The organism is Natronoarchaeum rubrum, from assembly GCF_024494695.1.
The window spans coordinates 771,206-793,484 of record NZ_JANHDP010000001.1 but is presented as its reverse complement, the minus strand read 5'-3'; the positions used below and the strand labels follow the sequence as shown (position 1 = coordinate 793,484).

21 protein-coding genes are annotated in these 22,279 nt (G+C 67.7%); 11 read left to right on the top strand and 10 right to left on the bottom strand.

What is annotated here, in order from left to right:
• Positions 1–262 precede the first annotated feature (262 nt).
• From NO931_RS04100 to NO931_RS04080, 5 genes are all read left to right on the top strand, one after another.
• Positions 263–2,332 (top strand): hypothetical protein, encoded by a 2,070-nt coding sequence (locus tag NO931_RS04100; RefSeq protein WP_256391349.1) that lies wholly within the window; start codon positions 263–265, stop codon positions 2,330–2,332.
• A gap of 156 nt (positions 2,333–2,488) precedes the next feature.
• Complete coding sequence (locus tag NO931_RS04095; RefSeq protein ID WP_256391348.1) at positions 2,489–2,881, top strand: YlbF/YmcA family competence regulator; 393 nt, start codon at positions 2,489–2,491, stop codon at positions 2,879–2,881.
• Between the two features lie 79 nt (positions 2,882–2,960).
• The gene (locus tag NO931_RS04090) at positions 2,961–3,797 is read left to right on the top strand and encodes an MBL fold metallo-hydrolase (RefSeq protein ID WP_256391347.1); all 837 of its coding nucleotides are present in this window, start codon (positions 2,961–2,963) and stop codon (positions 3,795–3,797) included.
• A gap of 159 nt (positions 3,798–3,956) precedes the next feature.
• Positions 3,957–5,969: a midas domain-containing protein gene (locus NO931_RS04085; RefSeq protein WP_256391346.1), complete on the top strand. Its 2,013-nt coding sequence runs from the start codon at positions 3,957–3,959 to the stop codon at positions 5,967–5,969.
• 39 nt (positions 5,970–6,008) lie between these two features.
• Positions 6,009–6,983, top strand: a complete 975-nt coding sequence (locus tag NO931_RS04080; RefSeq protein ID WP_256391345.1) for a phosphoribosyltransferase HisG-related protein — start codon at positions 6,009–6,011, stop codon at positions 6,981–6,983.
• A gap of 50 nt (positions 6,984–7,033) precedes the next feature.
• Here NO931_RS04080 and NO931_RS04075 read toward each other — a convergent pair whose 3' ends face one another.
• From NO931_RS04075 to NO931_RS04065, 3 genes are all read right to left on the bottom strand, one after another.
• On the bottom strand, positions 7,034–7,357 hold the full coding sequence (locus tag NO931_RS04075; protein ID WP_256391344.1) for a PadR family transcriptional regulator: 324 nt from the start codon (positions 7,355–7,357) through the stop codon (positions 7,034–7,036).
• 110 nt (positions 7,358–7,467) lie between these two features.
• Positions 7,468–7,722 (bottom strand): glutaredoxin family protein, encoded by a 255-nt coding sequence (locus NO931_RS04070; protein WP_256391343.1) that lies wholly within the window; start codon positions 7,720–7,722, stop codon positions 7,468–7,470.
• Between the two features lie 247 nt (positions 7,723–7,969).
• Entirely contained in the window at positions 7,970–8,116 is a 147-nt protein-coding gene (locus NO931_RS04065; protein WP_256391342.1) for a DUF8555 family protein, read from the bottom strand.
• A 143-nt stretch (positions 8,117–8,259) separates the two neighbouring features.
• Here NO931_RS04065 and NO931_RS04060 point away from each other — a divergent pair, with 143 nt between their 5' ends.
• Positions 8,260–10,491 carry an N-6 DNA methylase gene (locus NO931_RS04060; RefSeq protein ID WP_256391341.1) on the top strand — a complete coding sequence of 744 codons (2,232 nt, stop codon included), beginning with the start codon at positions 8,260–8,262 and terminating at the stop codon, positions 10,489–10,491.
• Between the two features lie 64 nt (positions 10,492–10,555).
• On the top strand, positions 10,556–11,278 hold the full coding sequence (locus NO931_RS04055) for a DUF7117 family protein (protein ID WP_256391340.1): 723 nt from the start codon (positions 10,556–10,558) through the stop codon (positions 11,276–11,278).
• 66 nt (positions 11,279–11,344) lie between these two features.
• Here the strand turns inward: NO931_RS04055 and NO931_RS04050 are convergent, their stop codons facing one another.
• On the bottom strand, positions 11,345–12,238 hold the full coding sequence (locus NO931_RS04050) for a bifunctional methylenetetrahydrofolate dehydrogenase/methenyltetrahydrofolate cyclohydrolase (protein WP_256391339.1): 894 nt from the start codon (positions 12,236–12,238) through the stop codon (positions 11,345–11,347).
• 200 nt (positions 12,239–12,438) lie between these two features.
• Between NO931_RS04050 and NO931_RS04045 the strand changes: the two genes are divergently transcribed.
• Together NO931_RS04045 and NO931_RS04040 are read left to right on the top strand one after the other, a co-directional pair.
• The gene (locus tag NO931_RS04045) at positions 12,439–14,004 is read left to right on the top strand and encodes a Na+/H+ antiporter NhaC family protein (protein ID WP_256391338.1); all 1,566 of its coding nucleotides are present in this window, start codon (positions 12,439–12,441) and stop codon (positions 14,002–14,004) included.
• Positions 14,001–14,279, top strand: coding sequence for a DUF7513 family protein (locus NO931_RS04040; protein ID WP_256391337.1), 279 nt, complete (start codon positions 14,001–14,003; stop codon positions 14,277–14,279). Before NO931_RS04045 ends, NO931_RS04040 begins: the two co-directional genes overlap by 4 nt.
• A 105-nt stretch (positions 14,280–14,384) precedes the next feature.
• Here the strand turns inward: NO931_RS04040 and rpl12p are convergent, their stop codons facing one another.
• From rpl12p to NO931_RS04025, 3 genes are read right to left on the bottom strand one after another with little or no spacing between them, the layout of a single operon-like run.
• Positions 14,385–14,741 carry a 50S ribosomal protein P1 gene (gene rpl12p, locus NO931_RS04035; protein WP_256391336.1) on the bottom strand — a complete coding sequence of 119 codons (357 nt, stop codon included), beginning with the start codon at positions 14,739–14,741 and terminating at the stop codon, positions 14,385–14,387.
• A gap of 7 nt (positions 14,742–14,748) precedes the next feature.
• The gene (locus tag NO931_RS04030) at positions 14,749–15,807 is read right to left on the bottom strand and encodes a 50S ribosomal protein L10 (RefSeq protein WP_256391335.1); all 1,059 of its coding nucleotides are present in this window, start codon (positions 15,805–15,807) and stop codon (positions 14,749–14,751) included.
• 1 nt (position 15,808) lies between these two features.
• Positions 15,809–16,447, bottom strand: a complete 639-nt coding sequence (locus NO931_RS04025) for a 50S ribosomal protein L1 (protein ID WP_256391334.1) — start codon at positions 16,445–16,447, stop codon at positions 15,809–15,811.
• Between the two features lie 204 nt (positions 16,448–16,651).
• Here NO931_RS04025 and NO931_RS04020 point away from each other — a divergent pair, with 204 nt between their 5' ends.
• A complete protein-coding gene (locus tag NO931_RS04020) occupies positions 16,652–17,389 on the top strand; it encodes a hypothetical protein (RefSeq protein ID WP_256391333.1) in 738 nt (245 codons plus the stop codon).
• A 55-nt stretch (positions 17,390–17,444) separates the two neighbouring features.
• On the opposite strand, the gene NO931_RS04015 is transcribed toward NO931_RS04020, so the two are convergent.
• Together NO931_RS04015 and NO931_RS04010 are read right to left on the bottom strand one after the other, a co-directional pair.
• Positions 17,445–17,924, bottom strand: coding sequence for a 50S ribosomal protein L11 (locus NO931_RS04015; RefSeq protein ID WP_256391332.1), 480 nt, complete (start codon positions 17,922–17,924; stop codon positions 17,445–17,447).
• Positions 17,925–18,101: 177 nt separating this feature from the next.
• On the bottom strand, positions 18,102–18,293 hold the full coding sequence (locus NO931_RS04010) for an HEWD family protein (RefSeq protein ID WP_256391331.1): 192 nt from the start codon (positions 18,291–18,293) through the stop codon (positions 18,102–18,104).
• 263 nt (positions 18,294–18,556) lie between these two features.
• Between NO931_RS04010 and NO931_RS04005 the strand changes: the two genes are divergently transcribed.
• Complete coding sequence (locus NO931_RS04005) at positions 18,557–21,682, top strand: FAD-binding and (Fe-S)-binding domain-containing protein (protein WP_256391330.1); 3,126 nt, start codon at positions 18,557–18,559, stop codon at positions 21,680–21,682.
• A 27-nt stretch (positions 21,683–21,709) separates the two neighbouring features.
• Here NO931_RS04005 and NO931_RS04000 read toward each other — a convergent pair whose 3' ends face one another.
• Positions 21,710–22,249 (bottom strand): DUF7974 family protein, encoded by a 540-nt coding sequence (locus NO931_RS04000; RefSeq protein WP_256391329.1) that lies wholly within the window; start codon positions 22,247–22,249, stop codon positions 21,710–21,712.
• Positions 22,250–22,279: the final 30 nt, after the last annotated feature.

Here is a 22,279-nt window from a genome sequence, read left to right as displayed (position 1 = left end):
GTACGTCGGGGGGCGCCCGCGTATAATTGTACCCTTTCGCCGATTTTTCGGGTGTGATCCTGTAGCAGTATCGCGCCGCCGAGCGGTCACTCGCCGCGTGCTGATCTCTCCCGCCGCCCATCGTTCGACCCCGTTCGTGCAGAAACGTGCACGCCGGATCGCCGGCGTCGAACGCTCTGACGACCGGAATCCGTCCGGAACGACGCGCTAGATCCCCTCAGTCGATACAAATAACTGCCACTAGCGTTTTCGTTCGACTCGAATGATCGAGTGGGAGGTGACGGAGTCCGGGCTCCGGGTCCTCGACGCCGGCGGCGCCGAGATGGCCGTTCGGAGCCCGGGCCTCGACCTCGCGCGCAGCGAGGCCGATCTCCCGCGACCGGTCGATTCGACGCTCGTCTGTTCGGTCTCGGAACTGACCTTCCCCTCGGCGGTCGTGTACGCGACGCCGCTCTCGGGCGGGCGGACCCGGGAACTCGGTCCCGAGACCGACCCGGTCGCGCTCCCCGACGACGAGTACGTGATCGACGTCGACGCCGAGATCAAGACCTACCTCGGGGTCGACGGCGAGTGCTCGATCCGCCGGTCTGAGAGCTTCGACCGGACCGTCGTCTCCTTTCCCGAGCGCACCGACGTCGCCGTCGGATTCCGGAGTCGGAGCGAGGTCCCGACGCATTCGATGACCGTCCCGCCGACGCCGGAGGGCGTCGCGACGGCGCTCTCGCACCTCCACGCGTCGCACCGCACGACCGGCGTCGACCGCTCGTACCCGTCGCTCCGGGGGCACCCGCCGCGTCTCGACGCCGGCGAGGAGATCGACGTGCCCGACGCCGTCGTCGCCGCGACGCCGTCGACGGGGATCGAGATCGTCGCGCCCGACGACCTGGCCTCGCTGTACGTGCTCGCGCCGCTCGCGTACTATCTGCAGGCGTCGGTCGACGTCGCGGATCGTCCTCGCCCCGTCCTCCGACTGCCCTCGCTCGACGCCGAGTGGGAGCTGTCGGGGCTCCCCGACCTCGAACGCGAAGTGACCCGGCTCCTGCGGCAAGTGTTTTTCCTCGACTGTCTGGTGCGAAACGTCGGCCCCTACGGGACGGAGCTCGCGGAGGCGAGCTTGCTCGACACGCTCGGATTAGACGCGGGCGCGCTGTACGACGCCGCGCCGGACGAACGGCTCGGGACGTACATGACGGTCGCCCACGAGGCGATCCAGCACCGGCTCCCCGACTGGCACCTCTCGACGTACGTCGAGCCGACGCCCGAGCACCTCTCGACGCTCCCGCACCTGCTCGACCGGCTGAGCCTGATCTGTGCGCCTCGAACCTCCGAACTGGAGGGCTGCGAGCTCGTCGCCCGCTCGCTCGACGACTTCTACCGCGGCTCGACCGGCGGCCGCGGCGTCGGGCAGGTGGCGTCGGTCGACATCGTCAAGCCGGAACTCCGCGAGGGGCGCATCCACGGCTGGCTCGCCGAAGGGACGCCGATAGACGTGTTCAAATCGACGCCCGCGGCCTACGAGCACCGGATCGACTATCTCGAACGGGGTAGCGACGGCATCGACATCGCCGTCGTACTCAACGACGAGGAGATGTCCGACGAGGTCGACGTCGCCGAGATCTACCGGCGGCGCGGCGAGGACCTCTCGATCGACGTCAGCGTCGAGGAGCAGCTGTCGACGGCGGGGCTGGCCCGGCTGTTCGAGTCGCCACACGACTTCGTCCACTACATCGGCCACTGTGAGCAGTCGGGACTGCGCTGTCCGGACGGCTACCTGTCGGCGTCCAGCCTCGACGACTGCCGCGCCCAGACGTTCTTCCTGAACGCCTGCGGATCGTACTACGAGGGGCTGGAGCTGGTCGAGCGGGGCAGCGTCGCGGGCGCGATCACGTTCTCGCAGGTGCTCAACGAGCACGCCGTCAAGGTGGGCTCAACGTTCGCCCGCCTGCTGGTCCACGGGTTCGGCATCGAGCGGGCGCTTCAGCTCGCTCGCCGGCGCATCATGATGGGCAAGGACTACGCGGTCGTCGGCGACGGCACCCACTCGCTCGCCCAGAGCGAGAACCGCCTCCCCGCGACCGCGACGCTCGAACGCGTCGAGGGCGACCGATTCCTGCTGTCGTACGACCAGTTCTCCTCGCGCCACGTCGGCGGGTTCTACCAGCCGTTTCTGGCGGACAACGAGTATTCGTACCTCTGTGGCACCGAGTCCGAGCACGCGCTCTCCCGCGAGCGACTGCTCGCGTATCTCGACCGAGCCGAGATGCCAGTCATTTTCGACGGCGACGTGTACTGGTCGGACGACCTTCGGGCCGTCATCGAAGACGCGTCTTGAGCTCGCACCGCAGCGGCGACGACGGCGTCGATCAGCGATCGGGGCGGACGCCATCGCCGCCGATCAGCGGACGAGGCGGGCGCAGACGACGGCTCCGTATCCGATCCTCCGGCCGCTTCCGGCAGCTTCAAACGCCTCGGGCGGCAACGTCGGGGCATGAGCATCGAGACCGACGCCGGCACGATCGAGCAGGACGTCGAGGCGCTCGGCCGCCAACTCGGCGAGGCGATCGAGCAGCTCCCCGAGTACCGCGAGCTGCAGGAGGCCCAGGCCGCCGTCGAGGTGTCGGAGGACGCCCAGGAACGCATCGAGGAGTTCGAGCAGCTCCGCCAGGAGTTCATGCTCGCCCGGCAGACCGGCGACGCTTCCCAGGAGGACCTTCAGGAACTCCAGCAGGCACAGAGCGAACTTCACGAGATCCCCGTGATGGCCGAGTATCTGGAAGCCCAGAACCGGCTCGACGCCAAGCTCGAAGCGATCAACGACGCGATTTCCGAGCCGCTCGACATCGACTTCGGCGAGGAAGCAGGCGGCTGCTGCGAAGACTAGACGCTCTTTTCGCGTTCCGACCGACGTGCCCCGTCCGAGAGCACAACACTTAGGCTCCGACTGGTCCCAGGTTTCGGGTATGGAGATCGAAAGCGACTGGGGCGACTGGCTGCCCCGCGAGATCGAGGCGGCAGAACCCGACGGCATCGCCGTCTGGTATCTCGGCTGCAACGGCTTCGCAGTGAAGGCCGGCGACGGCACGACGCTGTTTATCGACCCCTACGTCGGACTGGGCGACCCGCCGCGGACGCTGCGGATGATCCCCGTCCCGTTCGACCCCGAGGACGTCGCCGACGCCGACGCCGTGCTGGCGACCCACGAGCACACCGACCACGTCCACGGCCCGAGCCAGGCGCCGATCCTCGAAGCGACTGGCGCCCCGCTGTACGCGCCTGACGACAGCCTCGACGTCGCGCTCGACGACGAGGACTGGCAGGCCGACTACGACATCGCCGACGACCAGTTCGTCGAGGTCGCCGAGGGCGACGAGTTCGAGGTCGGCGAGGTCTCGATCACCGTCGAGGTCGCGCAGGACGCCGACGCAACCCACCCCGTTTCCTACGTGATCGAGTACGAGGGCGCGACGTTCTTCCACGGCGGCGACACCAAACCCAGCGACGAGTTCGAGCGCGTCGGCGACGAATACGACATCGATCTGGGCGTACTCGCGTTCGGTACGGTCGGCAACGTTCCCGACAAGGAGACCGGCGAGCCGATCCGCACGAAGTGGTACAACGACGAGAATCAGGCGATCAAAGCCGCCAGCGACCTGCAGTTCGATCGGTTCCTGCCGAGCCACTGGGACATGTGGAAGGGGCTGACCGCCGACCCGAAGGTGCTCCACCACCACGCCAAGAGCTTCGAGTCTCCCGGCTCGCTGGAGATCGTGGAGATCGGCGACCGAGTGGAACTGTAGGGCTCGCCGCTGCGCGCGGTCTCTCCCACCCCGCGATTACGACGACTTTCTTATATTTCTCGGCGAGATAGTATAGTACGATGTCTGCGTGCTGCGAATAGAACTGTTGCGGGATACGTGCCCGATCCTTTTATGTTGGTAGTCCAGAAAGGCCCCCGTATGACTGAAGAGGCCGCCAGGGAAGCAGTCGAGGTGTCTTCCGACGGGATCACCGTCCGGAAGGCGTTCGAGACCGAGGACTTCGCGGTGCCGACGATCGAGTTCAGGATCGAGTCGACGCGCGACGACGAGGCGACGCTCCGGCTCTCGGAGCCGATTCCCGAGGAGTTCCCGATGGACGGCGTCGGGTTCCATCCCGAGTACGAGAGCGAGCACTGGACCGCCTACGAGGACCACACGGTCGAGTTCGAACACTCTGTCGAGCCCGGCGAGGAGCTCGTGACCGTCTACGGCATCCGGATCGACGACCCCGAGGACGCCGACGCGTTCCTCACCCCGCCCGAGATCGCCGAGGTGCGCCCGGCCAACGTGGACGCCGACGGCGCCGATCGGTCGGACGCCGAGGCGGTCGCGGACTCGACGATCGACGACATCGCGTCGAAGGAGAGCAGCCAGGCCGTCAAGGACATGATCTCCGGCGAATCCGACTCGATGCCCGGACTCGACCAGGAGGCCGACGAGACGGACGACGCGGAAGCCGACGACGACGGCCTCGATCTCAACCTCGGCGACGTCGACCTCGATGGCGAGTCAGACGATGCCGAGGCGGAAGACGACGAAGACGAGGGGGCCGACGAGGACTTCGACCTCGGTCTGGAAGAACAGATTCCCGACCCCGAGACCGACGATGCGGAGACGGACGACGACGAACCGGAGATCGAGATCGACGTCCCCGCCGGCGACGACGAGGCCGATGCCGGCGAGCCGGACGACGCGGACGTCGACGACACGGACGCCGACGACGCGGACGCCGCGGAAGCTGACGACATCGACGCCGTCGACGAGATGATCGAGGACGACGAGGCGGACCTCATCGACGCCGAGGAAACAGACGCCGAGGTCGAGGACGCGGACTCCGCCGGTGCTGAAGCCGACGACGCGGACGACGAGACGGAAATCGACGCAGACGTCGACGAGGCAGCGCTCGGGGCTGAGGAAGTCGGCGCCGAGGCTGAGGAAGTGGACGCGGAGGCTAACGAAATGGATGCCGAGACCGAGCTTGACGATGTGGATACCGAGGCCGAGGAGCCGGAAGCCGACATCGTCGAGGACGACGAAGCGTCGGTCGCCGATGCCGACGCCGAAGCGGCTGTTGCCGAGCCCGACGACGAAGCGGCTGCCGACGACGGCACGGCCTCCGACACCGAACCGACGGCCGATGCGACGATCGCCGAGGAAGGTGGCGTCGCGAGCGCGCTCGCCGAGGAACTCCGCGCCGGGCGCGTCGACGAGGAAGACAAGGCGGTGCTCCGCGAGGAACTCGATCTCGGCGTCGACGCCGAGGACGCGGACGCCGGCGGCGTCGATTCGAGCGTCGTCGCGCGGATCGACCACCTCCAGTCTCGCGTCGAGGAGGTCAGCGCCTACGCCGGCGCGATGGAGGAGTTCCTCGCCGAGAACGGGCAGGGCGACGAACTGATCGAGGATCTCCAGTCGACCGTCGAGGCTCTGGAGGCAGACGTCGCGGCGGTCGAGTCGTCGGTCGACGAGAACGACGAAGCGATCGATAGCCTTCAGGGACGCGTCGCCGACGTGGACCAGCACGCGACGGCGGTCGACGAGCGGGTCGACGACGTGGACGATCGTGTCGACTCGGTCGCCGAGGACGTGTCGTCGGTCGACGAGCGGGTCGACGCCGCGGACGAGCGGCTCGCAGACGTCGACGAAGCCGTCGAGTCCGTCTCCGACTCGGTCGATCGGGTCGACTCGGAGATCGGCGAGGTCGGCGAGAACGTCGACGCCGTTCGCGCGGAGCTCGACGACCTGAGCGAGCAGCTCGCAGACGTCGAGGGCGTCGCCGAAGACGCCGCTGCGGACGTCTCGGAGCTGTCGGAATCCCTCGACGAACTCGACGAGCAGCTGGATTCGGTCGCCGAGGACGTCGACTCGGTCGAGTCCGAAGTCCGAGAGATCCAGGACTGGCGCGACCAGCTCGGCGAGATGTTTAACTGAATCGCAACCTGTTTGACCGGCGGGACCGTCGTCCCGCTAATGACTGAGACGATTCCCGTGGCCGTCCCTCGCAAGGGGCGCCCGCTCGAGGCCGTGCTCGACCGCCTTGCGACGCGCGTCGAGGACAGCCATCTCTCCTCCGAGCGCCACGGCAGCGAACGATCCTCGACGGCTGATCTCTCCGCCGGCGTCGACGTCGCCTCGCTGGCCGATTCGATCAGCTCCATCCTGCGCTACGAGAAGGCGATCGCCAAGGGCGAGCAGACCGCCGCGGACGACGTCTACGAGCGCCTCGCGGAGTACAGTGATCTCTCGGCGCCGGGGCGCCCCGAGTACACGCTGCTGCGGGACGACCGAAAGGGACGCCCGCGCCGGATCGTGTTCGACAGCGTCACGATCCCGCTGGGCGACGTCGAGCTGCAGCTGATCGGCCGCGAGGAGCCGTTTCGAGCGCTGCGCACCCACGAGTTCGCGCTGGGGTTCGACAGCGCCGACCTCGTGCTAGAGGAGGTCGTCGGCCTGCGGGCCGAACCGCTGGAGTCGATCGCGGACCTCAACGCTCGCATCGATCCCCGCGACACCGACGTCCGGGTCGTCGCCGGACTCGGCGATACGGTCTATCACACGCTGATGGGCCAACCCGATCTTCGACGCGAAGGGACGGACGACGCGTTCGATCGCGAGTTCGTTCGCGAGTACGAGGGGCCGCTGTGTATCTCGCCGCGCTACGAACGGCTCGTCGAGGCGGTGCTCGGAACCGACGCCGTCGAGGGCGTCGACTTCTGTTATCCCCAGAACGGCCGCGAGGAAGAAGCCGCCATCGCAGACGCCGGGCTCGGCGTCTACCTGACGGTCACTGGGTCGACGGCGCGCGAGCACGGCCTCGAGCTGGGCGAGCGGCTCTTCCCCAGCGAGACGGTGCTGATGGAGAACCTCGCGGAGACGAACGACGGCGCCGGTCTGGTGGCCGACCTGTTCGCTAACGCGTCGTCGGACTCGGAACTGACGGTCTGATTCGCCCTGCGTCCCGCCGAAAGACGCTATCGTGGGGAGCTACCGTCCGTTCAGTTGCCCGCGTGAGCGGGAACGCTCGTGGCATCTTCTGTCGGCGTCTGGTCGCCGTAGTACTTCCTCTCCCAGTCGCGACGCTGCGAGAGCGTCTCGTACCCTTTCTCGGAGAGTTCGTAGGCGTTCGTCCGGCGATCGTGTGATCCTTTCTCGACCAGTCCTTCTTCGACGAGGTCGTCGAGATTCGGATAGAGCCGCCCGGGATGGACTTCGGACTCGTAATAGTCCTCGAGTTCGGACTTGATCGCCAGCCCGTGGGGCTCTTCCAGTCCCGCGATTACGTACAACAGGTCGCGCTTGAAGCCGGTGAGATCGTACATCGTGTTTGCCTCTGTAATCGAATACGACCAGCTACCACACAAAACGAACACCTAACAGTTTTGGAGAAACCGACCGGGATCGCGACCGGCGTCGCTCGCAGATTGCGCCGTTACTGCCGTGAAAGCACGCTACGGGCCTTTGCGGCGTCGACTCTGTACTTGAACTTCGGCGTCCCGTCGACCAGCACGTAGGGAACCCGGTCGCCGTACTCCTCGGCGAGCTCGGGATCCTCGTCGACGTCGACCTCGTCGATGTCGATCGCGACACCTTCCGAGTCGGCGATCCGGGTCAGCGTCTCGACGGCCTCGTCGCAGAGGTGACAGTTCTCTCTCGTGTACACGGTGATCGGAACCGGCTCAGCCATGCCTCCGCGTTGGCACTGCGGAAGAAGAACGGTTGCGATTCGGCACGGCGCCGCCGCTCGTCGATTCGTCGAAACAGGAAAGCGAATCGCGCGCGAAAAACGCGCGATCGCTTGCCGCCCTGAATTGGTCCCCGCTGACGCTTCGGCCCTCCAAGCGAAGCGTCACCTGAGCAAATTCACTCGTTGATCTTAAATGTTTCGACACCAGCCTACCGTTCGCTTCCCTGATCAAAAAATTAAGCTGCGTTTACATGTGTTCCTCCTCGAGAACCCACCCGAGCGCCCGCTTGTAGTGACTGAACAGTTTTCGGACGCCTTCGTGACGCATCTCCTCGTCGTCGAGCTGGTCCTGCAGGTACTCGTACTGCTCGCGGACTTCCTCTTCGGAGCGCATGCGGCCAGCTACCGGCGCGAGTGACATGAAAGTCGCGGGCGGCCGGCGACCGCGTCGAACCGCGAGACTCGAACACTTTTAATGCCGCCCCGGCAACGTCAGGGCCGACACCGCACCCGAACGGCGGGCCTGAACACGGAACGATGACTGACGCGGCTCTCGCCCCCGACGCGGGCGCACGACTGGCGGACCGACTCGGACGCGAGAGCGACGCCCACGCGCGGTACGCGGCGGCCGCCCGCGACCGCGCGGACGACGGCGTCGTCGCTGACGCCGTCGCGGACTGGCTCCAGTTCGTCCGCCGGAGCCACGGCGACGCCGTCGACTCGTTGCCGGGCGAGCGCTCGCGCGAAGCGCTCGTCCGCGATTGGCTGTACTACGATTTTCTGCTCGAACGACTGTTCGCCGCGGTCGAGCGGGCGCTCGACGTTCGCGTGCGCGATCGCGCACCCGGCGCGAACACCGGCGCGCTCGGCGTCGACCTCCGGGCGGTCCACGACGCGGTCGCGGACGACGAACTCCGATCGCTCGTTGACGCCGAGCTCGCCGCGGCGTCCGGATCGGCGGCCGCGCCGAACGCCGTCGATCCCGACGCGCTCCGGCAACTCTACGAGTCGGTGGTGACCCGCCCCGTTCGCCTCGCGCTCGGCGAGTACTACACGCCCCGCGGCGTCGCCGCGCTGGCCGTCGACGCGCTCGAAGACGACGTCGGCGCCGACACCTACCTCGATCCGGGCTGTGGCTCGGGCGCGTTCCTCTCGGTCCTGATCGATCGCAAGCTCGCGGCGACCGCGGACGCCGGGCTGGACGCGCGAGAGCGACTCGACCGGATCACCGACGGCGTGTTCGGGATCGACCTGAATCCCGTGGCGGTTCGGAGCGCGACGCTGTCGTACGTGCTTTCGCTGGCGCCTCTCCTCGGCTCGCCGGAGGTCGAGTCGGTCGCCGTTCCGGTGTTTCTCACGGACGCGCTCGGCGTCACGCGCGACGACGACCTCCGCTACCGGGGCGAGCCGTTCGATCCGAGGGTCGACCACCTCGTCGGCAACCCGCCGTGGATCACCTGGAGCGACCTGCCCGACGCCGTCCGGACGGCCTGGAGAGATGGCCCCGCCGAGCGACTCGATCTGGCGCCCGGCGACGGAAAGACCGCGCTGCTGGGCCACGCGAACGACGACGTCTCGGTGCCGTTCGTGCTGACCTGCGCGGACCGCTACCTCGCGGCCGACGGCGACGCCGCGTTCGTGCTCAAGCGCACCATCGCGAAGGGGCCCGCGGGGCGACGGCTGCGCGCCCAGCGCCTCGACGGCGACCCGCTTCGCGTTCGCCGGGTCCACGACTTCGCCGACCTCCGGCCGTTCGGTGACGGCGTCCGTGCTGGGGCGGCGATCTTCGCGCTCTCGGCCGGCGAGTCCGCGTCGACGCCGATCCCCGTCACCGCGTGGTCGAGGGGTGACGCCGCACCGGACTTCTCGACGCGCGCGGCGGTCGACGCCACACTCCGCCGCGAGGAGACCGAGTTCGTCCCCGTCGACGCCGAGGACCCCGCGTCGTCGTGGCTCCGCGCGGACGCCGACCGCCGGGCGCTCGGCGACTGCGACCACGAGATCCGCCACGGCGTCAAGGACGACGCGCGCGAGGTGTTCGAGATCGACCGCGACCAGCTCGCGGACATCGAGCCCGATCACGTCTTTCCGTACCTCAAGTCCCGCCACGTCGTCAAGTACGGCCTGTTCGGCCACGACCTCCGGCTCGTCCCCCAGCGCCAGGCCGGCGAGGACAACGAGGACCGACTCGAACGCGAGTGCCCGCGTACGTACGACTACCTCGACGCGCGACGCGAGCGCCTCGCCGAGCGCTCCTCGTCGTGGCTCGATCGCGGCCCCTTCTACAGCGTGTTCGGCCTCGGCGAGTACACCTGGGCCGACTACAAGATCGTCTGGTGCCGGCTGGGCTACAAGCCCCACTTCGCCGTCGTCTCGTCCGTCGAGGACGAAGACCTCGGGGAGAAACCGGTCGTGCCGGGCGATCACTGCATGTTCGTCGCGACCGACGACGAGCGCGAGGCCCACTTCCTCTGTGCGCTGCTGAACTCCTCGCTCTACCAGCGCTCGCTCGACGATATCGTCTCGGAGGGCAAGTCCAGCCTCTCGAAGGCCGTCGTCTCGCGGCTGTACCTTCCGACCGCGGCGGACGTGTCGGACGACCTCGTCGACCGACTGGCCGAGGGGTCGCGCCGCGCCCACGAGATCGTCCCCGAGCACACCGACGTGAGCAAGCGCGAGTACAACCGGACGACGATCGACGATCTGGAGCCGATCCGCGCCGACGTCGACGCCGCCGTCGAGGAGTTGCTCGCGCGCCGGGACGGCTGACTGCGCCGCCGCGGCACCGGTCCGGAGTGGAGGATATTTCACGCCGCGAGCGTTACGGCCACGCATGGAGATCCGCGGCGAGCGCGAGTGCAAGGACTGTGGCACGCGGTGGTCGTACTACGAGACCGGCAGCGTCGCCTGCCCCAACTGCGAGAGCGTCCGCAGCGTCGGCGTCGACGAGGAGCGCAAGCGCCACACCGCCGGCCAGGCGACGCTTGATCTCACCGAGGTCCGCAACATGATCGACGCCGAACCCGAGGACGAGCTCGCGAACGCCGCAATCGAGGAGTGCCGGGAGTTCGTCCGCCGGACGGGCTTCATCGACGCGGGCGAGCTTCGGCCGCTCGACGACGTGTATCTCGCGGCCCGCGAACTCCGACAGGTCGCCGACGTCGTGGGGCGGTCCTACGACCCGACCAACGACGAGGAGCTGTACTATCTCTCCTTGCTCCGGGGTGCAGACCGGGGCGAGCGACCCGCGCCCGACGAGGTGCCCCTCGGACTCCGCGAGGCTCGCGGGCTGGCCTACGCCGAGGCGGCGCAAGCCTACCGAAGCGAGATCAGCACCTGGATCGACGATCAGGACGACGAGTATCCGGCGGCCATGGGCGCGCTGGCGACGCTGGGCGATCACGTCAAGCGGATCAAGGCGTTGCAGGGCGACGTCGACCCCGAGACCGCCGAGACGCTCGTCAGAGCCGCGCGCAACCTGGCCGAGGCGGTCAGGTGGGACGACGAGGACGCGCTGGCGCGGTGCCGCGAGCGGCTCGAGCGGCTGTCAGAATAAGTTCCGCCGACTCAGGGAAGCTCGACGTCTTCGACGCCGTCCTGCGGCCCGGCGACGCAGCGCCGGTCAGGGAAGGACGACGTCGACGTCTTTCTGCAGGCCGGCCGCTTTCACCGTGTTGTACAGCAACATCGCCCGCGTCATCGGGCCGACGCCGCCGGGCACCGGCGTGATCGCGCCGGCTTTTTCCTTCGCGCTCTCGAAGTCGACGTCGCCGACCAGTTCGTAGCCCTTCTCCGTATCGGCGTCGACGCGGTTGACGCCGACGTCGATCACCGTGGTGCCCTCGGTGAGCATCTCGCCGTCGACGAGCTGGGGGACGCCGCAGGCCGCGACGACGACGTCGGCGTTCCGCGTCTTGGCGCCGAGATCGTTCGTCCGGGAGTGACAGACCGTCACAGTCGCGTTGCCCAGATCGGTTTTCTGGATCAGCAGGTTCGCCAGCGGCTTCCCCACGATGTTCGAGCGGCCCACGATCACGACGTCCTTGCCTTCGGGGTCGACGTCGGCGGCTTCGAGCAGCTTCTGGACGCCGTGGGGCGTGCACGGCTTGTACCGTGCGTGGCCGGCGACGAGCTTGCCGACGTTCTCGGGGTGGAACCCGTCGACGTCCTTCACCGGATCGATCCGGTTGAGCACCTCGCGCTCGTCGACGTGGTCGGGCACCGGCATCTGGACGAGGATGCCGTGGACCTCGGGATCCTCGTTGAGTTCGTCGATCGTGTCGTACAGCTCCTCGGCGGGCGCCTCGGGGTCGATCTCGACGTGGACGCTGTCGATTCCGACCTCCTCGCAATCGCGCTGTTTCATCGACACGTACGTCTCGCTCGCGGGGTCGTCGCTCATCAGCACCGTCGCGAGGCCCGGCGTGACGCCGGCGTCGCCCAGCGCGTCGATGCTCTCTGTCAGGTCCGAGCGGATCTCGTCGGCCACCGCGTTGCCGTCGATGACGTGCGTCATTACGTAAACCGCCGACCGCGACGCTCTTGAAACCTCGGGTTCGTGCCCAGATCCGCGTCGAAATAGCCAATCATATGCACGAGCGTGGATAGGAGCCGCGGTAGCTGGACCGTCATCACGACCACAGGGGAGAACGTGTCGGATAGTGTGGTATTACCACTCATTCTTATGTAGCAGTGCGCTGACGGTCGGAACGAACTATGGGGACGGACGAATCACCGGACAGAGACGTATCGAGCGAGTTCGTCACCGCGAGCGAGGACGAGGGGCCCCGGATCGAGTTCTACGGGGGCCGGGGAATGAGCGCGCTTCCCATCCTGTTTTTCATCGTCTGGGCGGTCGCCCAGACGGCGCTGTGGCGAATCTCAGACACCAGCGGCCTGGTCGCGGGGATGCTGATCGGACTGATCGTCGGGATGTTCTTCGTGAAGGGCTCCTGGACCGGGTACGCTAACACCCTGTTCGAGGGGATGACCCAGCCCGTGGCGGTGACCGCGATCGTGGCGTGGCTCTGGGCCGGCATGTTCGCCGACACGCTGCAGGCCGGCGGGTTCGTCGGCGGCCTCGTCTGGCTGGCCGACGCGTTCGGGATCGGCGCCACGCTGTTCCCCGCGCTCACGTTCCTCCTCGCGGCGGTACTGGCGACCGGCATCGGCACCGGCTACGGGACGACCGTCGCGTTCGTCGCCCTCTTTTTCCCGGCGGGCGTGCTGCTGGGCGCCAACCCCGTGTTGCTGTTCGGCGCGATACTTTCGGGGGCGGTGTTCGGCGATAACCTCGCGCCCGTCAGCGACACGACGATCGTCAGCGCGGTCACCCAAGACTCGGACATCGGCGGGGTCGTCGCCTCGCGATTCAAGTACGTGATCGTCGCGGCGGCGATCGCGTTCCCCGCGTACATCGTCGCCAGCGGCGCCATGTCGGGGCTGGACATCGCCGGCGGCGCTCAGGACCTCCTCGTCGCGGAGAGCGAACCGGCCGGGCTGGTTCACCTGCTCTCGATGGGCATGGTGATCGGGACGGCCGTCAGCGGGCGTCACATCGTCGAGGCGATCTCCTGGGGGCTCGTCACCGCGGTCGTTCTCAACATCCTGCTCGGGCTGGCGCCGGTCAGCGACATGCTGCTGTTCACCGCGCCGGCGAGCGCTCCCGCGTCCGAGCAACTGTCCTTCCTCCCGTTCCTGGAAGTGACGACGGACGCCAGCGCCGTCGGCGTCGGCGGCAGCATCTACTCCGGCGCGGCGGGCTTCTTCGCGCTGTCGATCCTCGTCCTGCTGATCATCGCGGCCGCCCAGATCATGATCCGCGGCGGGGCGTTCCAGGCGATCCTCGACTGGTCGCTGACGAATCTCGCGACGAACGTCCGCAACGCGGAACTGACGATGGTCGGCTCTGCGGCGATGATCAACGCCATCATCACGATCAATACGGCCGCCGAGATCGCGATCGGGCCGTTCATCTCGAAGGTCGGCGAGCGGTTCAATCTGAATGGCTACCGCCGCGCGAACATCCTCGACGCCCAGACCGCGGCGCTGGGCTACATCTTCCCGTGGTCCGGCGGCGTGCTCGTCGGCTTCACCGAGATGCAGACCCTGCCCGAGCAGTACGACTGGTTCGAGACGAGCATGGTCGTCAATCCCGTCGAAGTCGTACCCTTCGTGTTCCAGGGCTGGCTGCTGGTCGCCGTGTTCGTCGTCGCCGCGCTGACCGGCTTCGGGCGGGAGTACACCATCGACCGGCAGTCCGAGGAGGTGGCCCGCGTATGAGCTTCCTCAAGAAGTACACGAAGGGCTGGTCGTTCCGCACCACGAGCCCCTCGCTGGAGCCCGGCAGCACGGTCGACGTGTTCCTCGCCGAGTACGACGCCGCCGAGGACGCCGGCCTCGCGTTCGTCGGCGACACGAAGCTGTACGTCGAGGGCGCGACGCCCGAGCACGTCGAACAGCAGGTCCGCGTCGAGGTGGCGGAGTACGATTCGAACGGCGGCGTCGGCCGCGGCGAGTTCGTCGAGGTCGTCGGCGACAGCTCGTACGCCGGCTGAGCAGCCGCCGATCGACGCATCGCGTTTTCGAATATCGACAGCACGACACAGCCGCCGCTGTCGAACGCGGCGTCGAAAGAAAGTGTGGGATCTGGGGCGTCGAGTTTAACCGAAGAGTTCGCCGAGGCCCTCGCCGCTGGCCTCCTCGTCCTCGTCGTCGTCGCCGTCGTCCTCGTCGGTCGTGTCGGGGAGGTCTTCCTCGGCCTCCTCGGCTTCCTCGTCGTCGCCGTCGTCGGCTGCAGCGCCGCCGGCTGCGCCGCCCGCTGCGGCGCCGCCCGCGGGGACCGCTGCGGCCTCGTCGACGGCCTCGTCGATGTCGACGTCCTCCAGTGCGGCGACCAGCGCCTTGACGCGGGACTCCTCCACGTCGACGCCGGCTGCCTCGAGCACGCCGGTCAGGTTGTCTTCGTTGATCTCTTCGCCAGTCTCGTTGAGGATGAGTGCTGCGTAAACGTATTCCATGGATGAATCACCCGAACATGTTGCCGAGACCCTCTGCAGCGCCGTCGTCGCCGTCGTCGTCGTCTTCGTCGTCTTCCTCGGCGGCGTCGTCGGCGTCGGTCTCGTCCGCTTCGTCGTCTTGGTCGTCAGTCGATTCTTCGTCGGCAGTCTCCGCGGCGGCCGCAGGCGCTTCCACGTCCTGCAGTTCCTCGGGGAGCGCCTCCTCGTCGTCGATCTGTGCGGCCAGCGCGCGCACCTGCGCGTCGGCCTTGGTCACGAGATCGTCGGCGAGGTCGGGGCTCTCGATCGAGGCCTGGATGCCGAGGCTCTTGGCCTCGCCGGTCGCCTTCGCGATGAGCGTCGGCGCCGTGGCGGGCGTGGCGTACTCGGCGTTGATCGAGAGGTTCCGCGCGCGAGCGGCGGCGGTCTGGACGTCCGACCGGTAGGCCTCGACGTCGATGTCGAGATCCTCGGGGTCGAACAGCACGCCCTCGGAGACGACGGCGCGCAGGTCCAGCCCGACTTCCTTGGGCTCGATGCCCAACTCGCTGAGGACGTTCGAGAGGTCCTGAGAGACCTCTTCGCCGGCCGAAAGGACCGTGCTGTCCTCGGTTACCTGAATCGAACCGTCCTGGATGCGGGCCGATGCGCCGACGCTCTGCAGTTCGCCGACGAACGGGCCCGGGTCGACGCCCGTGTCGCCCTCGGGGACGACGATATCGTTGGGCGCGACCTCACCGGCGCCGATGGGCGCGGGCGTCTTGGACGCTTCGAGCTCCTGGTAGAGCGTGAAGGGGTTGTCGTTCGTACCGATCAGACCGACCTGCCCCTCGACGTGCTCGACCAGATCGCCGAGGCCGTCACCGACCTCGTCGAGCGCGCGCTCCAGCAGCGTGTTGCGGCTGACGCGCAGCTCGGCGGTGCCGTGCAGGTCGCGACGCATGTCCTGAAGCTGTCGCGACGGGATGCCGGCGATGTTGACGACGCCGACGCTCTCGTAGCCCTCGAGGATGCCGACGATCTCGTCGACCTCCTCGCGCTTCCACTCGGGAAGGTTCTGGGTCTTGCGCTCGGCTTCCGCGCTCATGTCAGGCCACCTCCACTGCCGGGCCCATGGTGGTCTTGACGTAGACCGAATCCAGGTTCAGCGGGCCCTTCTCCAGATCCGCGTGGAGACGGCGGAGGATCACGTCGATGTTGTCGGCGATCTCCTCTGCGCCCATGTCCTCGGCGCCGACGCGCGTGTGGAACGTGCGTCGGTCGCCGCTGCGGAGCTGGACGGTGTTTTTCATTCGGTTGACGACCTCGACGACGTCGTCGTCCGGCGAGAGCGGCTCGGGCATCTTGCCCCGCGGGCCGAGGATCGTACCGAGGTAGCGACCGACGTCCTGCATCATCGCCTCTTCGGCGATGAAGAAGTCGGTCGCCTCGGCGAGGTCCTTCGCCTCGTTGTCGTCGTCACCGAGATCTGCCAGGTCGTCGCCGCCGATAACCTCGTAAGCGACGTCCTCTGCGCGGATGGCGGTTTCGCCCTCCGCTATCACGACGATCCGCGTCTCCTGTCCTGTACCGGACGGGAGCACGACGGACTCGTCGACGCGATTCGACGGTTCGTTGAGATCCAGATCGCGCAGGTTAACCGCGAGGTCGACCGTCTCGCTGAAATTGCGATCGGGTGCGTCCTCGAGTGCGCGAGAGACTGCTTGCTCTATGTCCTGATCTGCCATCGTTCACCTCCGTAGTACGCAGGAACTGCTCCTACGGGTCAGTGAAACAGGCGGTGCCTGTCTCATCGGAGACGAGGTCCATGTAGAACTTAAAGCCGTCGTTACGGAGCGTGGAGGCGTCTCTCTGAGGCTGAACTACGACCGGGGATCCACCGAGTCGCCGGACGAGTGTTTTCCCGATGGCCGTCGAACTACCGAACGATCGTGCTCCGGACTGTCGCACCGGTCGGGGTGCTGACTGCGCTCGCAGCGCTCGCGCTGGCCGCGATCCATATCGCCGCCCGACGGCTCCGCGTCTCGACGAACTTCCCGCGCAGTGCGTGGCTGTCGACGGCCGGCGGCGCCGCAGTCGCGTACGTGTTCGTCCACGTCTTGCCCGAACTGAACGCCGGGCAAGCGACGCTCGAGGGCACCGTCGGCTTCCTCGAACATCACGCCTACCTCGTCGCTCTCGGCGGATTCGGAACGTTCTACGGCGTCGAACGGCTGGCCCTGATCGGCCGAGACCGAGCGGCTTCGGACGATCCGGACGACCTCGACGAATCGATTTTCTGGGTACACGTCGGCGCCTTCGCGGGCTACAACGGTCTGATCGGCTACCTCCTCGTCCACCGGGAGACGCCGGGCACCCTCTCGCTGGTCCTGTTCGCCGTGGCGATGGGGCTTCATTTCCTCGTCAACGACTACGGATTGCGCCGCCACCACGAGAGGACCTACGACCGGTACGGTCGGTGGATCCTGGCGCTGGCGGTGCTGTGTGGCTGGGCGATCGGACTCGCCGTCGACGTAACCGAGGCTGCAGTGGCGATGCTGTTCGCGTTTCTGGCCGGCGGCGTCATCCTCAACGTCGTCAAAGAGGAACTACCGGCCGAGCGAGATGGCCGGTTCTGGGCCTTCGCTCTCGGGGCGACAGCGTACTCGGCGGTGTTGCTGTTGGTCTGATCGACGCCGCAGCTATACCGATTCGAAGACTACGAGAAAGAAATCGAGCGCCGGATCAGGCGTCCGCGAACTGGTCGTCGTACTCGCCGGCGTCGATCTTCTCTTTGAAGTCGCGCGGGTTCTCGCCCTCGATGGTGACGCCCAGCGAGGTGCAGGTTCCCACGACTTCCTTCGCGGCGTTCTTCTGGTCGTAGGCGAGCAGGTCGGTGAGCTTCTGGTCGGCGATCTGCTTGACCTGATCGACCGAGAGATCGGCGACGAAGTCCTCCTGGGGCTCGCCGCTACCGGTCTCGAAGCCGGCCTCGTCCTTGATGAGTTCGGCCGTCGGCGGGACGCCGACCTCGATATCGAACGAGCCGTCGTCGTCGTACTCGATGGTGACGGGCACTTCGGTGCCGTCGAAGGCCTCGGTCTGGTCGTTGATCTCCTGGACGACTGCCTGCACGTCGACGGGCGTCGGGCCCAGCTCGGGGCCGAGCGGCGGGCCAGGGTTGGCCTGGCCGCCCGGGACGAGCACTTCGATAGTTCCAGCCATACTGAGTACAACCTCCGCGCGATTTTTAAGGATTATCTTTCTGTCCCGTGCGAGTGAGGGCGTGCCACGGTGGGCTCTGGACCGTCGGCGTCCGGCGGCGCGGTGACGGAGGCTGTCGGCATAGCGGGCGCTACGGGTCGGGAGGACAAAAGGAATCGCGGTCGTCCGGCCGCGCTCTCAGGCGTCAGTTCGCTCGATCGGCGTGAACGAGCCCGTGATGTCCCACTCGTGGATGCAGTGTGGGTTCCCCACTGCGCGCTCGCCGTCTTCCGCGACGATCTGCCAGGATCCCTGCTCGTCGTTCCAGGCCTCCTGACGCCCACACAGCTCGCACGTCCGCGAGCGCGGTTTCCGGATCGTTGTCGCCATACTAGGTCTTTCGTCGCCCTCCGTAATAATTGGTTTGCAGGCGTGCTCTCGCTCACCACGTGAGAAACACTCATGATCGTTCCCAACACAGAGCCAATCGTTGTCATACCGCACGATGAACTGGACGAACGCCGCCGCTGTGGGCGGGACAGTCGACCGGTTCGCTGTCGAACGATTGATTACTGTGAGGGCGTGACACTCGTACACCAACCGATCGCGGCGTCTCGGACCGCTCGCCGCCGTGACGCCGCGTTTCCCTTCCAATGAGCGACACCCATCACTCCCCGGAGACCGACCCGAGAGCAGCGTACGACTACCAGAGCGAGACGGTGCGCCGGGCCGGCCTGGTCGACGATCTCGAGGACCGGGTCGACGGCGACGTTCGCTTCGACGAGTACTCCCGCCAGCTGTACGCCACCGACGCCTCGGCCTACGAGGTGACGCCGATCGGCGTCGTCTTCCCGGCGTCGACCGAGGACGTCGCCGCCGTGATGGAGTACTGCTCACGGCGAGAGATCCCGGTGCTCCCTCGGGGCGGCGGGACGAGCCTCGCCGGACAGGCCGTCAACGAGGCCGTCGTGCTGGATTTCACCCGGCACATGGACGGACTGCTCGGCGTCGATCCCGACGACGCGACGGCGCGAGTCCAGGCGGGCGCGATCGTCGACGAGCTCAACGCCGCCCTCGATCCCCACGACCTGAAGTTCGCGCCGGACCCGGCCGCCGGGAATCGAAGCGCGGTCGGCGGCGCCATCGGCAACAACTCCACGGGCGCCCACTCGCTGAAGTACGGCAAGACCGACGCGTACGTCCGGGAAGTCGAGGTCGTGCTCGCAGACGGCACGGTGACGGCGCTCGGCGAGGTGTCGCTCGACGAACTCCGGAGGACGGCCGATCCCGACGGCGACCTCGAAGCCCGGATCTACGCCGCCGTCGCCGATGTCGTCGACGAGCGCAGCGACGCCGTCCGCGAGGTGTTCCCCCAGCTCAAGCGCAACGTCTCGGGGTATAATCTGGACAGGCTCCTCGACGAGGCCGAAGACGGCTCGGTCAACCTCGCCCGGCTGCTCGCGGGCAGCGAGGGGACGATCGCGGTGATCACGGAGGCGACGCTCGACCTCGAACCGATCCCCGAGACGAAGTCGATGGCGCTGCTGACCTACGAGGACCTGCTCGACGCGATGGAGGACGTGGCGCCGATCCTCGATCACGACCCTGCCGCGGTCGAAGTGCTCGACGGCGTGCTGCTCGATCTCGCCCGCGAGACGGAGGAGTTCGGCGACCTCGTCGAGATGCTCCCCGAGGGTACCCGCGCCGTCCTGCTCGTCGAGTTCTACGCCGACGACGACGCCGAGGGGATGGACGCCGTCGCCGATCTGCTCGCCGACCGGGTGCCCGATGCCACGAGCGAGGTGGCGCCGGCCGACGGCGCAGCGTCGATCACGGCGGCCCCGCAGCAGGCGTTCGCCGCGCGCGAGGCGCACGAACCGGCCGAGCGCGCGCAGTTCTGGAAGCTCCGAAAGTCCGGCCTGCCGATCCTGCTCTCCCGGACGAGCGACGCCAAGCACATTTCCTTCATCGAGGACACCGCGGTGCCGCCCGAGAACCTGCCCGAGTACGTCGCGGATGTCCAGCAGGTGCTCGAGGATCACGACACGTTCGCTTCCTTCTACGCCCACGCCGGGCCCGGCTGTCTGCACATCCGCCCGCTGATCGACACCAAATCGCCCGCCGGCGTCGACCGCATGGAATCGCTGGCCGACGCCATCACCGATCTCGTCGTCGAGTACGGCGGCAGCGTCTCCGGCGAGCACGGCGACGGCCGCGCGCGCACCCAGTGGAACCACAAGCTGTACGGCGAGGACGTCTGGCAGGTGTTTCGCGACCTCAAATCGGCGTTCGACCCAGACTGGTTGCTGAATCCGGGACAGGTCTGCGGCCTGTCTCCCGACCGCGTCGCGGCGGCCACCGGTGCCGGGTCGGCGTCCGGCGGTGCGGAAGCGGCGTCCAGCGACTCGGGCGCGGCGTCAAGCGGCGCGAGCGACGCCGACGCCACCCTGCCGGACATGACCGAGAACCTCCGGTTCGATCCCGACTACGAGTTCGACGCCGGCTTCGAGCCGACCATGGAGTGGTCGAACGACAACGGGTTCCAGGGGATGGCCGAGCTCTGTCACGGCTGTGGCGGTTGTCGCGGCGGGCAGGACACCACCGGCGGCGTGATGTGTCCGACCTACCGGGCGGCCGACGAGGAGATCACCAGCACGCGCGGGCGTGCGAACGCGCTTCGGCAGGCGATGAGCGGCGACCTGCCCGACGACGAGGTGTTTTCCGACGAGTTCGTCACCGAGGTGCTCGACCTGTGTATCGGCTGCAAGGGCTGCGCCCGTGACTGCCCCAGCGAGGTCGACATGGCGAAGATGAAAGCCGAGCTGACCCACGAGTACCACCAGCACGAGGGCGCGAGCCTGCGCGATCGCCTGTTCGCGAACGTCGAACTGGCCGCCAAGCTCGGCTCGGCGACGGCGCCGCTCTCGAACTGGCTGACCAAACTGCCGGGCGCCGGCGTCCTCGCCGAGAAGGCGCTGGGGATCGCCCGCGAGCGGGACCTCCCGACGTTCGAGCGCCGGTCGTTCGTCGGCCGGATGGCCGATCGCGATCCCGCGGTCGGCGTCGAGGACGCCGAGCGCAAGGCGCTGGTGTTCCCGGACACGTACACGAACTACAGCGACCCCGAGATCGGGATGGCCGCCGTGCGCGCGCTCGAAGCCGCGGGCGTCCACGTCGCCGTGCCCACCGAAGTCACCGGCAGCGGTCGCCCGGCGTTCTCGAAGGGCTTTCTCGATCTCGCTCGCGAGCGCGCCCGTCACAACGTCGAGGAACTCGCGCCGCTCGTCGACGACGGCTGGGACGTCGTCGTCGTCGAGCCGTCCGACGCCGTCATGCTCCAGTCGGACTACCGCGATCTACTGACCGGCGACGCGGTCGACCGCGTCGCGGGCAACACGTTCGGCGTGCTGGAGTACCTCGACCTGTTCGAGTTCGATCTGCCGGCCGACGCCGACGGCGAATCGGTCACCTACCACGGCCACTGTCACCAGACCGCGACCAAGCGCGAACTCCACGCCCCCGCGGTGCTCGAACGCGCCGGCTACGACATCGACGTGCTCGACAGCGGCTGCTGTGGCATGGCCGGAAGCTTCGGCTACGAGGAAGAACACTACTCGATGAGTCAGGCGATCGGCTCGATCCTGTTCGATCAGGTCGAAGCGAGCGGCGACGAGACGGTGACGGCGCCGGGTACCTCCTGTCGCAGCCAGCTCGCCGAACGCGACGCGGGTGCGGAGAAACCGGCCCATCCCGTCGAACTGCTCGACCGGGCGCTGTGAGCCTGCGTCGAAAGCCCAGACACGAGCTCAGGAGCGGATCTCGATCTCGGTGCTGGCGTACAGCCCTCGCTCGGCGGGATCGTCGACGTCGACGAACGCGGCGATCTCGTACCGTCCCTCGTCGGCGTCGGTCCACTCGCTGGCGCCCGTTTTGAACGTCTGGCGCCAGGTGCGCGAGAACGCCTTGGTCTCGCTGCGGGCGAACGTCAGGTACTCGCGGCGGTCCGGCGGGTCGACGTCGTCGGCGCGGGCGTCCTGCCGGACGCCGTCGATCGACCAGTCCCAGCGCACCGGCGTCGGCGTCCGGATCGCGATCGGGACCGGCGCACGATTTCGCATCACGATTCGGATCCCGACCGGGTCGCCCGGCGCGTACGTCTCGCGGTCCGTCTCGACGTCGACGGCGATCGATCGGTCCCGGAGCGGCGTCGGCACGACGAGCTTGCTGACGCCGCCCCAGTCGAGCATCGACGGGAGGCGATTGCCCGCGGCGTCGTCGTCACCGTCGCTCGGCCCGTGTGGCTCCTCTCCGCGTCGCAGTGCCTCCGATTCGTAGATCCGCCGCATTGGTCTCCGGTACTCGCCGCGTCGGCAAAA

Coding starts and splice junctions, on each gene's coding strand:
- NO931_RS04090 (WP_256391347.1), top strand. CDS start 2,961: ATGGAGATCGAAAGCGACTGGGGCGACTGGCTGCCCCGCGAGATCGAG.
- NO931_RS04060 (WP_256391341.1), top strand. CDS start 8,260: ATGACTGACGCGGCTCTCGCCCCCGACGCGGGCGCACGACTGGCGGAC.
- NO931_RS04055 (WP_256391340.1), top strand. CDS start 10,556: ATGGAGATCCGCGGCGAGCGCGAGTGCAAGGACTGTGGCACGCGGTGG.
- NO931_RS04025 (WP_256391334.1), bottom strand. CDS start 16,447: ATGGCAGATCAGGACATAGAGCAAGCAGTCTCTCGCGCACTCGAGGAC.
- NO931_RS04080 (WP_256391345.1), top strand. CDS start 6,009: ATGACTGAGACGATTCCCGTGGCCGTCCCTCGCAAGGGGCGCCCGCTC.
- NO931_RS04050 (WP_256391339.1), bottom strand. CDS start 12,238: ATGACGCACGTCATCGACGGCAACGCGGTGGCCGACGAGATCCGCTCG.
- NO931_RS04100 (WP_256391349.1), top strand. CDS start 263: ATGATCGAGTGGGAGGTGACGGAGTCCGGGCTCCGGGTCCTCGACGCC.
- NO931_RS04005 (WP_256391330.1), top strand. CDS start 18,557: ATGAGCGACACCCATCACTCCCCGGAGACCGACCCGAGAGCAGCGTAC.
- NO931_RS04065 (WP_256391342.1), bottom strand. CDS start 8,116: ATGCGCTCCGAAGAGGAAGTCCGCGAGCAGTACGAGTACCTGCAGGAC.
- NO931_RS04030 (WP_256391335.1), bottom strand. CDS start 15,807: ATGAGCGCGGAAGCCGAGCGCAAGACCCAGAACCTTCCCGAGTGGAAG.
- NO931_RS04015 (WP_256391332.1), bottom strand. CDS start 17,924: ATGGCTGGAACTATCGAAGTGCTCGTCCCGGGCGGCCAGGCCAACCCT.
- NO931_RS04095 (WP_256391348.1), top strand. CDS start 2,489: ATGAGCATCGAGACCGACGCCGGCACGATCGAGCAGGACGTCGAGGCG.
- rpl12p (WP_256391336.1), bottom strand. CDS start 14,741: ATGGAATACGTTTACGCAGCACTCATCCTCAACGAGACTGGCGAAGAG.
- NO931_RS04040 (WP_256391337.1), top strand. CDS start 14,001: ATGAGCTTCCTCAAGAAGTACACGAAGGGCTGGTCGTTCCGCACCACG.
- NO931_RS04000 (WP_256391329.1), bottom strand. CDS start 22,249: ATGCGGCGGATCTACGAATCGGAGGCACTGCGACGCGGAGAGGAGCCA.
- NO931_RS04075 (WP_256391344.1), bottom strand. CDS start 7,357: ATGTACGATCTCACCGGCTTCAAGCGCGACCTGTTGTACGTAATCGCG.
- NO931_RS04085 (WP_256391346.1), top strand. CDS start 3,957: ATGACTGAAGAGGCCGCCAGGGAAGCAGTCGAGGTGTCTTCCGACGGG.
- NO931_RS04070 (WP_256391343.1), bottom strand. CDS start 7,722: ATGGCTGAGCCGGTTCCGATCACCGTGTACACGAGAGAGAACTGTCAC.
- NO931_RS04045 (WP_256391338.1), top strand. CDS start 12,439: ATGGGGACGGACGAATCACCGGACAGAGACGTATCGAGCGAGTTCGTC.
- NO931_RS04010 (WP_256391331.1), bottom strand. CDS start 18,293: ATGGCGACAACGATCCGGAAACCGCGCTCGCGGACGTGCGAGCTGTGT.